The sequence below is a fragment of the Fructobacillus sp. EFB-N1 genome, assembly GCF_001038455.1.
Classification (GTDB): Bacteria; Bacillota; Bacilli; order Lactobacillales; family Lactobacillaceae; genus Fructobacillus; species Fructobacillus cardui.
Genome location: NZ_LDUY01000017.1, coordinates 1 through 17,192, shown reverse-complemented (window position 1 = coordinate 17,192; position 17,192 = coordinate 1). Strand labels below are relative to the sequence as shown.

Sequence of the window (17,192 nt, the reverse complement as noted above, 5' to 3'; positions counted from 1 at the left end):
AAATCAGATTGTCTTCAACCTCAGTCGTAAACGTTTTTACCCTTGAATGTCCTTTAATGCCTGCAAATCAGCCGGTAAATCCGTTTGCAGATGACGGTTTTGTTCAATAAAAGGATCATAGAACGTCATCTGGTAGGCGTGCAAGGCCTGTCGCTTCAATCCATACCACAATGGTCCACCGTACAGGTCATCCCCCACCAACGGGAAACCGATGTGGGCAAAATGAACACGGATTTGATGTGTCCGGCCGGTATGCAACTGCACCTTGACTCGGGTCAACGGCCGATTTTTATCATTGGTGTACCGGTGTTCCACCCAATATTCCGTCTTTGACAGTTTGCCATCTGGCGTCACCGTGCGCTTGATAAAGTCACCCGGCAAGCGGCCAATTGGCTCCTCAATCATGCCATGATCCTCTGGCAAGTGCCCAGAGACATAGGCCGTGTAGAACTTTTCCACCGAATGGTCCTGTAATTGCTGGTCCAAAACGGCATGGGCAAAGCGATGCTTGGCCAACAAGACGATTCCGGAAGTGTCCCGGTCAAGACGGGTCACAACGTGGGGCACCAAGTCTTCAGCCCCTTCATCGATCAAATGGCCCTTGACCTGGTTGACCAACGTATGGAGTCGATCGGCATGCCCTGGGACGGTGGTGACCCCGTATGGCTTATCAACTGCCAAAAAGTGTTCGTCTTCATAAATCATATCCAATGGGGTGAAATCAGGAACAACCAAGTCGTTCCCCGTTTCAACCGGCATCACGATTGTCACGAGATCCCCATCTTTAATATAATCGGAGGTGTAAACCTGTTGGTCATTAACCAAAATGGCGCCCCCATTATGCTTCATTTGTGAGAACATCCGGTGCGAAACACCGTGACCTTGTAAGAAAGAACGGACCTTCCGTTCTTCTGTTCCCTGATACGTCCAAGAAAATTTCATATTGATTTATCTGTGCCGGCTGAATGACCGGTTCCTTTCAATTCCATGCAAAAGCGGTGCCTTTGTTCGACCAGACACCGCCCTGCCACTTATTCAACGTCTTCTTCGCTGCTGTCAGCGATAAAGGCCTGCTTCACCCGACTCCAAAAGTCTAAATGACGGAAGGAGGCAAAATGAACTTCCTTTTCGGCCACTTCAAATTCAACGGCCTCAATACCCTCAGCCAATATCTCTAACTGGTCGCAGGTCAACAAAAAGGCCTTGGTTTTTGGCCGAATGGTAATCTTCTGCCCGGCTGGAACAACTAATGGCGAGCCCAACGTTCGAAAGACCCGGTTATTAATCGACGCAATTTCAGACATTTGGATTACCTTTAATGACGGGTGTAAGATCGCCCCGCCGTTGGCCTTGTTATAGGCAGTCGATCCAGTCGGCGTTGCAATCGCCAAACCATCACCCCGAAAGCCTTCAAAGCCCCGACCACTTAAACAAATATCGGCGACCATTGTGCCAACCGGCTGCTTAATCGTTCCCTCATTCAAGGCCAAGTACTCCTGCCCAGCGCCATCAGAAGTGACAGTCGTCATCTTCAGCAAAGGGTACGAAACGCGCTGGCCTTTGTCATGAACTAGACTGTTCACCAGTTCCTTGACCTCGCTGCCCAGCCAGTCGGTATAAAAGCCCAAATGGCCGGTATGTAAACCAACGAAACGCAAATCATCATTACCATCGATATATTCATGAAAGGCTCCCAAGAGGGTGCCATCCCCACCGACAGAAATCACCAGGTCGGGATTTTCCCGGTCTAAGGCAATTCCCTGGGCTTTCAATTCTTTCTTCAGGTCGGCCACAATGGCAAGCGACTGGGCCTGATCATTATTGTATAAGGCGACTTTCATGCCTACTCCTCTAAGATCTTTTTTCTGCTTGCTAATCAAAAGGCCGGCCTAAGCCGGCACTTCTTAATCCTTTGCCTTAATCTCTGAAAATTCTTGTTCCAGTGAAAAGGTCTGATTGGAAATTTCCGTTAATTTTTCAGCCATCTCCGGTGAAATTTCACCATGCTTATAGCGCAAATCGTGTTCGATTGTTGCCCAGAAGTTCATGGCCAAGGTCCTGATTTGAATTTCTGCTAAGACCTTGTGTTCCCCATCCAATAAGGAAACGGGGTACTCAATCACCATATGGTACGATCGGTAGCCCGAAGGCTTAGCGTTCATTACATAATCACGTTCTTCCAAAATGGTAAAATCAGTCCGCTTGCGTAAGAGTTCCACAACCGCATAAATATCTTCAATATATTTGGTCATAATCCGCAAACCAGCAATATCTTGCAAATCGAGGGCCAGACGGTCTTCATGCAAGTGCCGACGCACAATTTTTTCTTCAATTGACGCCTGGGACTTTACCCGGCCCGTAACATATTCAACCGGCGTTGGCTGCCCGGCCTTTTGGTACTGTGCGCTGAGATAATTCAACTTCACTTTTAGCTCTGCGACGGCCTGGGTGTATGGTTCAAAAAAACTTTCCCACTCCACTACTCGGTCCTCCTTGAAACGTTGGCAATTTACTTGCCAAGATCACTTCCTATTCTACCATAAGTTTCACGGACCCTTGAGATAATAAAAACAAACAACCGGTCAGTTGTTTGTTTTCTGTTGGATATTTAATCATTAATTAAAGCAAAACATCTTGTCTGTTCTTGTTAGCCAATGAAGCAGCGCCAATAACACCAGCATCATTACCTAATTCAGCCAACTTAACAACTGTTGAAGTCCGTACGGTTGGGAAAGCAAACTTTGTCCAGTTCTTTTCAACACGTTCGCGCAAGAATTCACCTGCAGCAGCGACACCACCACCGATAACGATGGCTGATGGGTTCAAGATGTTTGAAATTGTAGCGGCTGCGTAGCCCAAGTAGTAAGCCAACTTATCAACCGTTTCGTTAGCCAAATAGTCGCCTTCTTTGGCCAAGTCAAAGATAATTTTTGAAGTAACTTCTTCACCATTGTCAATCATGCGGTTCAACTTTGATTCACCAGCATATTGTTCAGCAAAGTCCTGTGCCAAATGAACAACACCGGTTGCAGAAGCATATTGCTCCAAGCAACCATGGTTACCACAAGTACACAAGTAACCATTTGGTTCAACGATGATGTGGCCAACTTCACCACCAGCACCGGCAATCCCATGAATCAATTCATGGTTAGCAACCAAGCCACCACCAACACCAGTTCCCAAAGTAATGAAGGAAACATCGGCATCGTTGTTACCAGCACCCTTCCAGGCTTCACCTAAGGCAGCAACGTTGGCATCATTATCGATTGTTAAGTCAAAACCAGTTCCAGCTTGGATTGGGTCCTTAACAGCTTGCTCTTGTGCCCAGTTCAAGTTGTAGGCACCCTTAACAGTTCCTTCTTCACGGTTAACTGTTCCAGGAGTTCCCATACCAATCCCGATCACGCGACTCTTGTCCAATTGGTACAAGTCCAAGTGATGGTTAATTGATTCAATAATATCAGGGACGATATGCTTACCGTCTTCCAAAATGTTGGTCTGAATGGACCACTTTTGTTGAACTTCACCTTCGTCAGTCAAAATCGCAAACTTAATAGTAGTTCCACCGAGGTCAACCCCGATTAATTTATCTTTTGCCATGATTTACTGTAGCTCTGCCGCAGTGGCCTGACAGAACATTCCTCCTGTGTCTTAGATTACTCAGTTATTTTAACAAAGGTTGTCTACTTTATGCAAGCGTTTACAAAAAAACAACATAAGTTATTTCTTAAACAATATTATTCTGATTGTCCAATCAATCCAACTAAGAAAAAATTAGACGGGTCCAAAGCTTATTGCACACTACTTGCGGCTAAAAAGTCCGGACCGGAATAATCACCGGTCAACTTTGCCTCTTGGTCATGCTCCTTGGCCAAGATGACTTTCATTTTTTTATAGTCCTCTTTTGAAATCACATCGGCCTTGTAGAGGTTATCAACTTCCAAGGCGGCCATTTCAATGTCCCAAAGGCGCTTCCCTAAATGAATAAAGACGTCATAAGTTTTTAAGTACTGTAAAATATCGTAAAAATTTTTCATCAAAATTCCCCGTTTCATGCAGACCTGATTTTTGGCCCTAACAAACAGTCGGCCAAACCCACCGGACTTGCCTGCCATTATACGCTGGCAAAGCCGATTACGAAAGTCCCGCCGGCCGACTAGCCGAAATTTCAAGCGTTCTATGACCAGCCAAAAGAATCAAAAGTCCATTTTGTATCTGGTAGCCCGGATATTCCTGCTGCAAAGCCGTCTGGTAGAGGCGGATTTGCCCGGTATACTGGTGACGAATTTTGGCCAACCCCTCATTTTGCTTTGGTCCTGGCGTCTTCGCCACATAATCCGTCTTGTAATCAAAGAGCGTAATCGTTTTTTGCTGGTCATCGATAAAGTAACCGTCAATAATTCCGTGAATCAAAATTGGCTCCGTCTCGGTTAAATCAGGATAGACCTGGTTGGCGGGCACCAGCATTGAAAACGGATTTTCCCGGTGCAATGTCTTAGAATGTCGGGCAATCGTTTGCGCCATGTCTGTTTGTAAGAAATCCAAAATCTGGTCCAGGTCAACCAGGGGCGCCACTTGGTCCAAGACCTTTCCATCGGCCACCAAGCTAGCCAAGAGGTCTTCCAGGTCAACCAACGTATACGGCTGATTAAAGTCAATCAACTGTAAAATCAGGTGAGTCGCCGTCCCAACAGCAGTTGGTGCCGGCTTGGCTTGACCATCTTCCTCAAAGGCTGGTACCGGCAAGGTATCGGTCGTGAGCACATGAGCCATCGGGTCCAGGACACGCTGGTCAGGACGGTAGCTAGTGCTGGCTTTGTTTGCTGGCTGAGCCGAGGAGTCTGAACTGTTTTGATTGCTGTTGTTGTTCGAGCCAACATCGTCTTGAGCTTGTTGCCTACTATCAGCAGCCGGCTGGTACGAATCTTCTCTACCTTCAGTTTCAACAGAATGACCCGACCACGACATTTGATGGCCAGCCTGGTCCAAGGTCAGTTTCGCCAATTGACTTTGATCCGGATCCTCAAAGAGGCTCTTAATTTCAGATACCGATTGATAGGCAGCCGTTTGGGTCGCCGGCCAGTTTGGATATTGATAATTCAACCGGTCACGCAGGCGGTTGGTGTCAACCGTTTGTTTTGGCGTGACAGCGCCGGCCACTGGTTCTCCAACTGGTGCTGCAGCTGATTTCACCGTCAAGGGCCCAACTTCCTCTTCTGGAATAATAGTGACTTGAATCACGCCAGTCTGTGGCGTCTGAGTCGATGGCAACCGTGGCGTCTGGACCTCGCCTAGCCACTCAGTCAGCGCCGGCACCTTCAATCGAGCCAGAGTAATCAACGTCCAATCCAAGTATGACTTAGACCGAAGACGCAAGTCGCGTCCCAAAAACTGACCCGTCGTTGACCTCGCCTCAAGATAAAGTGCCCGTGGCCGGGCACTTTCATCCTCTTGCTTAACAACAGTACCGACCAGATAGAGTTGCTGCTTGGCCCGAGTCAAGGACACGTAGTAAAGGCGCATCTCCTCCGACCAAGCTTGTCGCTGCAAGGCTTCCTTGACGGCATACTTTGCCATTGTCGCGACCTTGACTTTAGCATTCGGCTCCAAGTAATCAACACCAACGCCGGCATCCTTTTGCACCAAGAAATCGCCCTGCATATCGCGGGCATTCAAATCTTTTTCCAACTCCGGCAAGATGACGATTGGAAATTCCAGCCCCTTGGAAGCGTGGATGGTCATCAAGGCCACGCTTTCCTCGGCTGATTCCTGGGCCACCTCGCCCACTTCCTGACCATTCTTCTGAATCTCTTCGATGTATTGGATAAAGGCGTAGAGCCCTGATTGACCATTTTCCTGAAAGGCACCGGCCTTCTCATACAGGGCATGCAAATTAGCCTGCCGCTGGTTGCCGCCAGGCAGGCCACCAACATAATCCAGCCAACCGGTATCCTGGTAAATCGCCAAAACTAAGCCAACCAAATCATTTTGACGGGCCAACGATTGCCAGGCGCCAAGCATTTCCAAGAACCTTTGGCTACGGGCATGGTCCTTGGCATCCGCCACCACGGCGGTATAGAAGTCATGACGGCGGTCGGCCAAGCGGATTTCCGCCAAATCATTTTCATCAAAGGCAAAAATCGGTGACCGCAAGACGGCCGCAAGTGGTATGTCCTGATGGGGATTATCAACAATTCGCAAGAGGTCAAGGACTAAGTACACTTCCATAACCTGGTAATAGTTGCCGACCCCGTCCGATTGGACTGGGATGCCAGCCTGATTGAGCGTGCGGAGCAATTCGACATAGCCGGTCTTGGACCGGGTAAGAATCGCAATATCGGAAAACTTGACCGGGCGCATCAAACCCACGTTTTGGTCATAGACTTCCCCCTTTTGAATCAGCCCCTGAATTTTTTGTGCTAAGTAGCGGTACTGGCTGGCCCGCTTTTCGCTATTATCGGCTTCTGACCCCGCCTGATTTTCACCACTTTCATCAGTCGCAAAGACTGACTTTTCCTTATCCACCTGTTCGATAATATCGAGATGAAAGACCGATGGCACCATCTCCGGATAAGACGCCGCCGCAATCAACTTGGCGGAATCCTGGTAGGGAATATCCCCCAGCTCTTCATCCATCAATTGGGTAAAAATCTGGTTAATCACCGTCGTCACGTTATTTTCTGACCGAAAATTTTCAGCCAATTCAATTCGTTCATCAGGGCTGTCCTCCCTGGCAAAGTCAAAGTATTTGCCGGTAAAGAGCGACGGATCCGCCTGACGGAAACCGTAAATACTCTGCTTGACATCCCCCACCATATACATATTTTCGCCGTTTGAAAGGCTTTTCAAGAAAGTTTCCTGGAGGCGGTTAATATCCTGATATTCATCGACCAGAATTTCTTGAAATTGGCTCTGTACCAAGTTCAACACGTCCTCCTGCTGCAAAATCAGCAAGGACAACTGCTCGGCATCCGAAAAGTCCAACAGGTTTTCTTCCCGCTTCTTAGCAGCAAAAGCATCCAAGAACGCCTGCGTCACTGTTACCAGCGTGCCTACCAACTGGTTCCCGGCCGCATTAACCTGCTGCCACTGGTTCTCCGTCAAAGCAAAAATGGTTTGATTCAAGTGGACGACCGCTCCAATCCGACCAGACTTGGCAAAGAAGGTGCTAAAGCCAGCCCGAGCGGCATCTAAGAGCGACGCCAAATCCGGGTCTTCCTTAAAAACCTTGGCCGTCTTCGCCTGTGGGATTTTACCCCAGTCGGAGGCAATCAAACCCCGCAAGGTATCAAAAGATTGGTGGTCGGTTAGCGCCTGCTGGACTTGATGGACTTTTTCCAAAGTGTCCTGGACAAAATTGGCCGTCTTGTTTAACTCGCTAACGCCCTCGATATCCTGCAAAATTCCGGTGAAAACCTGGTCCGCCTGGTTAAAGGTCGCCAAAATTTTTGGCGCTAAAAACTTTTGAAAAAGATTCTGGTCAACTAGGGCTGACGTGGCCATCGCTTTCGAGTCTGTGTCAGTCGCTGGCGCAGCCACCGTTTCCTGAGCTGTATCAGTCATCGAGGCTGGCACTTGTTCAGCCAAATCACCCGCCAAAGAAGCCAGCCACTCCGGACCATCAGGCCGGGCTAAGGCAAAATCAGCCAGTTTTAAGACTTTTTCCTTCAGATTCTGATCCTGATTGGGATTAGCAAAGTTATTGACTAAGGCAAGAAAACCCTCATGGTCGGGATGATTTTGATCATAAAAGTCAGCAAAGACCGCCCCAATCACCCGATTCTTTAATAGGTTTAATTCCGCCTGGTCGGCTAGCAACCGGTAACTGGGATCGAGACCAATTTTATAGTAGTACGTATCAATTAATTTCAACGCAAAGGAGTCGATGGTCGAGACGTTCGCAACGGGCAAGAGTGCCAACTGGTCTAGCAAGAAGCGCTTTTGCTTGTCATCTGTCACCTGGCCAATCTGCTCCGTAATCGCCACTTCCAGCCGTTCCTTCATTTCCGCAGCAGCGGCGTTGGTAAAGGTCACGATTAAAAATTCATCGACGCTAGTACCGGCTAAAATTTTGCGAACCAAGCGCTCAATCAGGACCGTCGTCTTCCCGGAACCGGCCGAAGCCGCCACTAGGATATTGTGACCGCTATGGCTAATTGCCTTCTCCTGATTTTCGGTATACTGTCTAGCCATTTTCACCTTCCTCTTCTGCTTGTAACTGTTTGATGACTTCTTTCTTTCGGCCGGTATACTTTGGCACCTGGTAACGGTCGCCTAAGACCTTGTCAAAGCGCATGATGTCCTTATAGGCAGAATATTGCAAGGCACTTTCAACTGGTCGAATCGGGAATTGCCCAGCTTGAATCTTTTCGGCCGCTTCCTGCAGTAGCTCCTGATTTTTCTTAGCCAAGAGGGCAAAATCAGCATCGGTAATCGTTTCAGACGTTGCCGTTGGCTGCCCATCCTTTGACATCGTTAACTGATAATAGCGAGCCTTTCCCTTTGGTGCCAGTCGTTCCAGCTCATCTAGGTAATCGGGATTATCTAAAGCCAAGCCTCGGTACTGGAAACTCTGACTAGTGGCTTTACCAGCCAACAGCTCATCCACGTCACCACGGAATTTTGCCAGTGGAATCACCTCCTGCTGAATAGGGGCAAAGAAAGCCCCACCGACGCCTTGGATGCCCAATTGCTTGGCGTTTTCCTGAACAGCCTGCCAGTAAGTCAGCAATTGCAATTGCAGGCCATTGGCCGCATCGCGATAACTAAAAGTTTTCCCGGATGTCTTGTAATCGACCAGAGTGGCAAAGACCCCTGCTGGGTCCTGCCGGTCTAACCGATCAATCTTTCCACGGACGATGACTTCCCGGTCACCCTCACCCAAACTCAAGGGCATCAGGTCGCCCTGAGGAAAACCAAAGAGCGTTTCAACCCGGTCTGGGGCAGACTGGTTCGTTTGAGCCGCCTGCGTTAGGTGTTTGAGCAATTCCTGGGCAACCTGGTCCAAATACTGGGCCACCGTCTTGCCTTGACCATCCTCATTTAATTCAGCAAATTGTGGTTCCTGGACCAACCGAGCCAATTCGTCTTGAACAACGGTCTTAATCTCTGCTGGCGTGAGGTCGCGAAGGGTTTCCTTCTTTTCAATCAAGTTGCCAACCGCCTTTTCAAAAAGGTCATGATAAATAATTCCCGTCGAGGCGGCATCCAACTCGGCACTTGGCCGCTCCTGTAGGCGCAAGCCGTACTTCAGGAAGTACTCATAGGGATTTCGATAGAAAGCTTCAATTTGTGAAATTGAGACCCGCAGTGGCCGCTGGAATAACTCCTTAGCCAAAGCAGGAGCCAAAATCCGGGCCTGGTTTTGGTAATGGCGGCTCGACAGCACTCGGTCCACCTGGCCGTCTAAGCCGGCATCCGTCAAAGCATCTCGGACCGTTTGAAAATCAGTTTCCTGACCAGCTAAGTCGGCCATTTTAGCCAATTGCGATAGCGTTGCCGCCGGTGTTCCCAAGTAATGCGCCGTTAAATCAGCCAAGTTTTTGGCCTGTCCTGCCACCGGTTGAACCGGTACCAAGAAGAAATTCAACAAACGACTGTAGTAAGGCGACATCTCGTTTTGCTTGCCTTCCTGATTTAACAGTGGATAGGACAAAACAACCTTTGATGAAGCAGCCTGCAAAGCCCCGTAAAAGACCAAGTTTTCTTCGGCCATCTGGGCCGCTGCGGTTTGTCGCAAATAGCGTGGCGTTTCTTGCTCGGCCAATGCCGGCTGCACGAGCAGGCGGTCTTGGTCCGTCAAAACGGTCTTATTCTTAACCTGCGCTGGCAAGGCCGACCGGGTTCCACCAATAAAGTACAAAACTCGGTACTTTTGACTTTGCACGATTCCAGCTTCTGAAATGGTCAACTGGTCCAACTGGTTAGGAATACCCGTAAACTTACCTCCGGCAAACCCTGATTGCAGGGCCGCCAAAAAGACCTGGCGGTCAAAGTCTTGATCACCGGCCACTTGGACCACCTGGTCCAAAATATTAATAAAGAGTTGCCAAACTTCCATGACCTGTTGTGCCTTCACCAGGTCACCAGCTTCCACCAGGGCGTCTCGGTGGTTGATAATCGCTTTTTTAACCTGAAACTGGTCCAGGTAAGCCATCAAAAACCGGGCACCGTCGCTTAACGTTTTCGCCTGCTTTAACCCCTGGTTCATGGCATCAAGGGCTTCCACCACAAAACCCTTTAGAAGGTTCAGGCGGCGGTTAACCCGCTGATCTTGGTCGAAGCCAGGCCGGTCTGGTTCACCGTTATCCTCAAACAGGATAAACTGCGCTTGCCGATCATGCCATTTCTGTGCAGAAGGGCGGTGGCCAGCCAAATAATTATCAAGGTAGGCCACGGTTTCAAAATAAATATCATCACTAATTAACTGACCGTCTTGGCTAGGCCGTAAGAAACCAGTTTTCAAAATTATCAGGATATTTTCCGGGTAAAAGGCCTGATTAGCAGGACCAAGCAGCTTCGTTACCAATTCCACCAAGGGATGGTTGCCCATCTTAATGTCATTATCCAAGAAGTAAGCCAAGTCGAACTGATTCATCACTGCTGGTAGGTGCTTACTATAAGGACCCAGGTCACGCGCTAGGACCAAGATGTCCCGTAGGTGTAGGTCAGGTTGGTCTTGTAAGTCTTGACGAATTCGCCGGGCTACCTCTTCTAATTCCGTCACGGTATTATCCGCCACAAAGGCTTGTAAATCAGGTTCTACCTGTTGGCCTTTTGGCTCTTGGTAGGAACCTAACTTGGCCCAAGCCGGTAATAGAATTTCCTTTGTGGTTTTATTTTGTTGTTTTAAATCAGTAGCAAGCTCATTTTTGTCAGCCGTCGCACTAATGGTCTCGAACGGGTGATCTTGTCGGCCGTCCAAAACAGTAACATCAGTTTCCTTGTATCGGGCCCGTTTGATAATGGTTAAGGCCGTTGTCAATGGTTTAGCGTAAACATCCCCCGATTCAAAAGTGGTCAACTGGTCTTTGTCACCCAAGATAGCCAAGGTCAAATCAGTTTTTTCAATCAAAAAGTTCACGACCGACCATTCACCAGCCGTAAAGCCTGTAAACCCTTCAAGGTAGATGACAGTATTACTTAAGTCCAAGTTCTCGCTTTGCTCAACAAAATAAGGTAGGGCTTCTTGGGCCAACAAATAGCGTTTCGCCAAGGCCTCATTGAAGGCGTCCGCTACGACTGCCAAATCCCGGAGCTTCTGACTTAAAGTCTTGGTCTGCAGGGGATTTTTTTGCCCACTTTCCTGAACCTGGTCCAAGATAGCCAACAAGTCCTGGGGGCTGATTTCTGCGCCGCGCAACTCAGCTAACTGACTAACCAAATTTTGTACAAAGCCTTTCTTAGCCTGCATTCGGGCAAAGGTTGGCAAGAGACTGGCATTTTCTTTTAAGATTTGGGAAACCAGCACAAAGAGGCCGGCCTCACCCAACACAGGTGGCTGAACCTTTCCTTCGGCCTGCAAGAAACGCCAGGCTAACCGGGTCAACGAGTAAACCTGAACCTGTGATTGCGCAAAAACTTGGTCCGCCGAATAGCCCTGAGCCCGAGCCAACCGTTTTAAGACGTCGACTTCCGCATCAAACTTCACGTGATTAGGCACCACGTAGTAAATATCACGCCGGTCCTCATGGACCAGGTGGTTGTGAATTTGTTCAACCAGTTGTTGCCGGCTGTCTACTTCACCCGGTGTTAATAAAATCGTAACCGCCATGTCATCCCCTAGTCTTTTTTAGTTATGTTTATTATACAAAAAAAGAACACGTTTCCGTGTTCTTCTAACTTAGTCAACGACGATCTTTTAACCGCTGTTGCATCAAATATTGGTAACGAGAATACCAAACATCGACGTACCCCTGCGAAAAAGGTCCTTTTTCGTTATTAATCCAGTCAACCAAAATTTTAACGTGTGCCTTTAAAATTTGATCAACTTCTTTAGGGTAATGCCATTGTTTACTGTGGGCCGCATACTCATCCGCATCTAAGAGATGTTTTTCCCCATCCGGGAAAACCTTAACGTCCAAATCATAATCGATATACTTGAGCGCTTCTTTATCCAAAGTGTATGGTGAGGCTAAGTTACAGTAGTAAGATATCCCGTTATCGCGAATCATCGCGACGATGTTAAACCAATACTTCTTATGGAAGTACAAGATAGCCGGTTCGCGAGTCACCCAGCGCCGACCGTTATCTTCTGTCACCAAAGTATGGTCATTTAGACCAATAATGGCATTTTCACTGGTTTTCAACACCATCGTGTCACGCCAGGTTCGATGCAGCGAGCCGTCATGCTTATAGCTTTTGATCGTGATGACATCCCCTTCGCGCGGTCCGCGACTTGGCTTATCAACAATCATGCTCGTCCCACTTTTCTGACAAAAATTCCTTTTCAATTATACCATAATTTTAAAATCAGTTGGCTAATATGGTCAATTTTCTCTAGAAAAGGGGGAGTTTTTGGACAGACTACTGGCGTATTATTGCACTGAAAAACAATTAAGAAGCACGAAGCCGAGCAGCCGACCTAACCTTACTCTATAAAACAATGCTAGACCATCCAGCTTGTTTGCCTCAGAATCAATCGCAAAGTCCATAGCTAACCTTTCATTCCTCTTCAAAGTCGATTGTTGCCAGAGCCTGGTCGATGACTTCACCACGATAACCTTTTGCATAAAGGCCCTGTTTCACCTTATAAAATCGGTCTTTGGCAGCCAGACGCTGATGATGGCGAGCAAGTTTTTCTGCCTGCTTGTTAGCATTCTCTTGCTCATCGTCTTCATCATTTGCGATATCTAGGTCATTGATGACCTGACTGGCCAGGTCATAGGAAAAGCCCTTTTGCACCAAGGCCTGCGCAACCTTTTGTTGGCGAATCACCGTTGAATCGCGTCGATGAGTCCGTGCTAATTTTTCCGCCATTTTTGTGGCAACTAAGACCTGGTCCTCTTCTGCAAAGCCTAAAATAGCATTTTCGATGATTTCTTCTTGGACACCGGCCTGCTTCAAGTCCTGCGCAATCCCCCTAGGTCCCTTGGGATTAAATACTTGTTTCGTGGCGACATAGTGTTTAGCATAGACAGCATCATCTAACAGGCCATGCTGAAGTAGATGACTGATAACCTGGTCAATAACCCCCTCTTCCACCTTCTTTTGCTTCAGGCGATCTTTGACCTGACGAACGGTGCGTAAGGCGGGGCTTAAATAGTTCAGCGCAATTTTGAGACCTTGATCAACCTTCTCCGCCTGCTTTAGTTCTTCAATCATGGCGTCATCAAGTTGGCGGCCTTTCAAAAGACCAAACTTTGCCAAAACGTTTTCGGACAGCCCAAAGGCAAAGTGCCCGTCCAATTCGATATTATAGCGGCCATCCCGCTTTTGTGTCGCAATTTTCGTAATTGTTTTCATAGGCCTATTTTACGAATTTTCAGCTAAAAACGCCAGTTGTGTAAAAACAACTGCCATCTACTTTAATATGAATAATAACAGCACAATGCCAAGTATTTTTAGCTGTTTTTTTATTAGAAAATCTCCAAATAAATTATAATCAATCTTATCTATAGCGTTTAGAGAAAAAGAGAGGTACAATGAAAAAAGTAAAATTAGGAAATGAGGAATTAGTGAAATGCCAATTAATCCGAAAATCGCACAAGATGTCTGGAAGGACATCGGGCAAAGCGTCCAGTTTACCGTATTAAAATTTAAGGACCTGCCACAAGCCGACCTGCATGATGCAATCGTTGATTTTGCAGACCGGTCACAAGCCATTATCCGTTCGCTACGGATCCGCGACGGACAAAATGATGGTTCTCCCTCAACATTGAAGGTTGCTATCGGTTTCTCAAACCATGCCTGGGAACTCCTTTTCCCAAAGTCTGCTAAGCCAAAGGAACTTGAAACCTTTGCCGGTATGAAAGGGCCAAAATATAGCATGCCCGCCACCGAAGGAGACATTTTTTTCCATATTCGTGCTAATAATCAAGCCATTGTCGTCGAAGCTCAAACCCAATTCATGAAGTTTTTGAAGGACTTTACTGAAGTCGTTGATTCAACCCAGGGCTTCCGCTACTTCGAAGGTCGCGCAATTATCGGCTTTATTGATGGAACCGAAGCACCCGCACCAGAAGATTCAGCCGACTATGCTCTGATTGGTGATGAGGATGCTGCTTTTGAAAATGGTTCATACGCCTTTGCACAAAAGTGGCGCCACAACATGGACTTTTGGAACAAAATGAAGACCGAGCACCAGGAAAAGGCTGTTGGCCGCGAAAAGTTTTCTGATTTAGAATTGGAAGACGACGAGAAGTATGAAAATGCCCATAACGTTGCTTCTAAGTATGAGCCAAATGGCGTTGAGCAGAAGATTATCCGCATGAACGTTCCTTACTCTGACCCTGCTACTGGAAACACCGGAACCTACTTCATGGGTTACGCCCGTCATTGGGAAGTGACCAAGGGCATGCTGCAAAACATGGTTGATAAATCCGACTTCCTGTTGACCTTCTCAGAACTTTTGTCCGGTCAACTTTTCTTCATCCCTTCCCGCGATACATTAGCACAAATTGCCGATGGCGACTTTGACTAAATATAGCAATAGTAAATCAGGCCCAACACCACAATGGTGTCGGGCCTTTTTATTAGCGAAAATTAATCATAAAGTTTTCAAACAAGAAGAGTGGGTCAACCGTTTCGGACTTCATCTTAATTTCCATTTGTAAAATCTGCAAGAATCCGGTCCGCACCTGTCCCAACCGGTAGTGACGTAACGATTGTCGTGCCAGCTTTACCCGGTAAGGGTGAACTTTCAAAGCACTTCCAACAGACTGGTCGCTCCCAGCCGAACCAGCGACCTGTAATAATAAGCGGAATTGGCCGAGCAAAAGAGCATTCAGGCGCAGCGGTGCTTCGCCATTTTTAATGAGGTCATAGTACAGGTGCAAGGCTTCGGCTTTTTTCTGTTTCAAAACCAAATCGGCCAAATCAAAGGCTTGAGCCGTTGATTCCTTTGGAACCAAACCGGTTACCCCAGTCAAATCAATCGTTTTCGTTTGACTAGCATAAGCCAAGAGCTTGGGTAATTCAGCCAAGACTTTCGAGTAAGAGGCCTGGGTTCTCAGAAGTAACTCAGCCTCTGCTTCTTGGCTTATTTCTACCCGCCGCTGGTCTAAGAACTGGTGCAGGGCCTGTCGTGTCTGGCGTTCATCCAATGCCGGTAAGTCGAGAAGCTCTGCTTGACTCAAAATAGACTTGGTGACCTTCTTACGTTTGTCCAAAGAAGCCTCATTAGCAAACAAAATCAAGAGGTTTCCTGGCACTGGATGGTCCAATGCTTCTTGCAAAGCCTTTTCCTGATTAGCCGTTAACTTCGATCCGGCCGTTAAGAAGGTTGGATTTTCAACCAAAACTAAGCGGTGATCGCCGAAAAATGGAGCACTCAAATAATCGTCCAGGATTGGGTCCAGGCCAACCTCGGCGAAATCATATGTCGACTGGTTCATTTCTTGCTCGGCCGGGTCAATAATCGACGCAAATAATCGGTGAGCTTTTTGAACTAAAGCGGGCTCGTTACCGGTCACCAGGTACAGGCTTGGCAACGCTCTCTGATCAATTTGTTGTTTTACTGTTTGTAAGGTCATTGAAGCTTTTTACCTGAAAATGTCCTTTATTGTGATTCTCATATACATATCTTAGCATACCTTGCCGCCTTGTATCGTAGACAATCATCTTTTGCTGAGCAGCAATCGCCAAAACTTCCTGGTTTGGATGGCCGTAACGGTTTTTGCGGCCAGCAGAAATTAGCCCATAGGTCGGCTGCCACTTAGCCAACACCTCTTTATTCGTTGATGTTCGTGAACCGTGATGGCCAAACTTAATCAAATCCGGGCGAAAACTTGGGTACCTAGCCAAAACTTTTTTCTCCCCAGCCTGATCCAAGTCACCAGCGGTAAACAAGGCCAAGGGGCCAATCCGGCCACCAAGAGCAATTGAGTCTTCATTTTCCCCAATACCCGGTTGAAACGGGTGTAAAACGCGCAATGGCAAGTTAGCTGGTTGCACCCGGTCAGTCACAGAAACCACCTTTGTCCGCCCCAGGTAAGGCTGAATTCTTTTCCGAAAAGCTGCTTGCTTAGTCATCCCAGCAGGCAGCAAAACCTGGTCCACTTGAAACGTTGTTAAAATTACTCGAGCATCGCCAATATGGTCTTGGTCCTGGTGAGATAGTGACAACGTATTAATTCTACTAATACCACGCGCATGCAAGTAAGGCACAATCACTGAACGGGCCTGACCCTCTTGATTTTTCGGCCACCCCTGCTTGCCGTGTGGATTGTTTTCAGCTGACCCCTGGCCAGAGAAACATGGTTTTTGAAAAGAAATCTTGCCACCTGTATCAATTAAGGTGATTGTCTTATTGTATGGCTCACGAAGTAAGGCGGCATCGCCCTGACCAATATCAAAGGTTGTAAACTCGCCCGTTCTTGGAAAATGGACTAAAAAGAAACCAATTATCAAGGCGAACAGCCACGTACCGACCACCCACCGACGACCAGCCTTCTCGGCTCCCAATAAAAACCAGGGCGCAAAACCCAGTACTAATAAAATTGGCCAAGGCAGTGCGCCAATAACAATTTGTCCCGGCAGGTTGCCTAACCAATAGACAGATTGGTCAAACATCGTTACCAGCCAATTCGCTACCGGAGCCAAACCCGGCACCACCTGACCGAAAAATGCAACCAACACAACGGGTAAAATCACCAGCGAAAAGACTGGGATAGCAATCAAATTGGCAAAACTTTGCCAAATATTCCAGGTATACTGCTGCGCCACGATTAGTGGAAAGGTCAAAACTGATAAAAAGAGGCCCTTTTGCCAAGTCGACCAATCTTCGGGTAAAAGTGCTAAGGCATAATTACTGATCGGATTTGGTAGTTTCTTGGCACGGTCCGATAAGGACGCATGCAATTGGTGAAAATAAGCATTTAAACGGTCTAGCCATGTTAACGGGCGGTCCAGCTTCAGTCCTACCTCCTGAAGCCGAACTTGATGGGTAATTTTCTTTGTCTTAGCAAAGTTTTTAAAATGGCAGATTCTATAATTAATTCGAACGAGAAAATTTAAAATAAAAACCCAAAGAA

General features: G+C 47.4%; 12 protein-coding genes. 1 reads left to right on the top strand and 11 read right to left on the bottom strand.

What is annotated here, in order from left to right; translation table 11 throughout:
* Positions 1-36 precede the first annotated feature (36 nt).
* The 9 genes from FEFB_RS04905 to recX all read right to left on the bottom strand — a co-directional run bounded on the left by FEFB_RS04905 (position 37) and on the right by recX (position 13,464).
* Positions 37-942 (bottom strand): RluA family pseudouridine synthase, encoded by a 906-nt coding sequence (locus FEFB_RS04905; protein WP_047975123.1) that lies wholly within the window; start codon positions 940-942, stop codon positions 37-39.
* 89 nt (positions 943-1,031) lie between these two features.
* On the bottom strand, positions 1,032-1,841 hold the full coding sequence (locus FEFB_RS04900) for an NAD kinase (RefSeq protein WP_047975122.1): 810 nt from the start codon (positions 1,839-1,841) through the stop codon (positions 1,032-1,034).
* Positions 1,842-1,904: 63 nt separating this feature from the next.
* Positions 1,905-2,480: a GTP pyrophosphokinase family protein gene (locus FEFB_RS04895; RefSeq protein WP_047975121.1), complete on the bottom strand. Its 576-nt coding sequence runs from the start codon at positions 2,478-2,480 to the stop codon at positions 1,905-1,907.
* A gap of 139 nt (positions 2,481-2,619) precedes the next feature.
* Positions 2,620-3,600 carry an ROK family glucokinase gene (locus FEFB_RS04890; protein ID WP_047975120.1) on the bottom strand — a complete coding sequence of 327 codons (981 nt, stop codon included), beginning with the start codon at positions 3,598-3,600 and terminating at the stop codon, positions 2,620-2,622.
* Between the two features lie 191 nt (positions 3,601-3,791).
* Positions 3,792-4,037, bottom strand: coding sequence for a YqgQ family protein (locus FEFB_RS04885; RefSeq protein WP_047975119.1), 246 nt, complete (start codon positions 4,035-4,037; stop codon positions 3,792-3,794).
* A gap of 97 nt (positions 4,038-4,134) precedes the next feature.
* Positions 4,135-8,193 (bottom strand): helicase-exonuclease AddAB subunit AddA, encoded by a 4,059-nt coding sequence (gene addA / locus FEFB_RS04880; protein WP_047975118.1) that lies wholly within the window; start codon positions 8,191-8,193, stop codon positions 4,135-4,137.
* Complete coding sequence (locus FEFB_RS04875; RefSeq protein WP_047975117.1) at positions 8,186-11,773, bottom strand: PD-(D/E)XK nuclease family protein; 3,588 nt, start codon at positions 11,771-11,773, stop codon at positions 8,186-8,188. Before FEFB_RS04875 ends, addA begins: the two co-directional genes overlap by 8 nt.
* A 73-nt stretch (positions 11,774-11,846) precedes the next feature.
* Complete coding sequence (locus tag FEFB_RS04870; protein ID WP_047975116.1) at positions 11,847-12,416, bottom strand: DUF402 domain-containing protein; 570 nt, start codon at positions 12,414-12,416, stop codon at positions 11,847-11,849.
* A 247-nt stretch (positions 12,417-12,663) separates the two neighbouring features.
* Complete coding sequence (recX, locus tag FEFB_RS04865; protein ID WP_047975115.1) at positions 12,664-13,464, bottom strand: recombination regulator RecX; 801 nt, start codon at positions 13,462-13,464, stop codon at positions 12,664-12,666.
* A 217-nt stretch (positions 13,465-13,681) separates the two neighbouring features.
* On the opposite strand from recX, the gene FEFB_RS04860 reads away from it, so the two are divergent.
* Positions 13,682-14,641, top strand: coding sequence for a Dyp-type peroxidase (locus FEFB_RS04860; RefSeq protein ID WP_047975114.1), 960 nt, complete (start codon positions 13,682-13,684; stop codon positions 14,639-14,641).
* A 52-nt stretch (positions 14,642-14,693) separates the two neighbouring features.
* On the opposite strand, the gene holA is transcribed toward FEFB_RS04860, so the two are convergent.
* Positions 14,694-15,692 carry a DNA polymerase III subunit delta gene (holA, locus tag FEFB_RS04855; RefSeq protein WP_047975113.1) on the bottom strand — a complete coding sequence of 333 codons (999 nt, stop codon included), beginning with the start codon at positions 15,690-15,692 and terminating at the stop codon, positions 14,694-14,696.
* The coding region (locus FEFB_RS04850; RefSeq protein ID WP_152666240.1) for a ComEC/Rec2 family competence protein at positions 15,661-17,192 on the bottom strand (1,532 nt) is incomplete at its 5' end. The genes holA and FEFB_RS04850, both read right to left, overlap by 32 nt.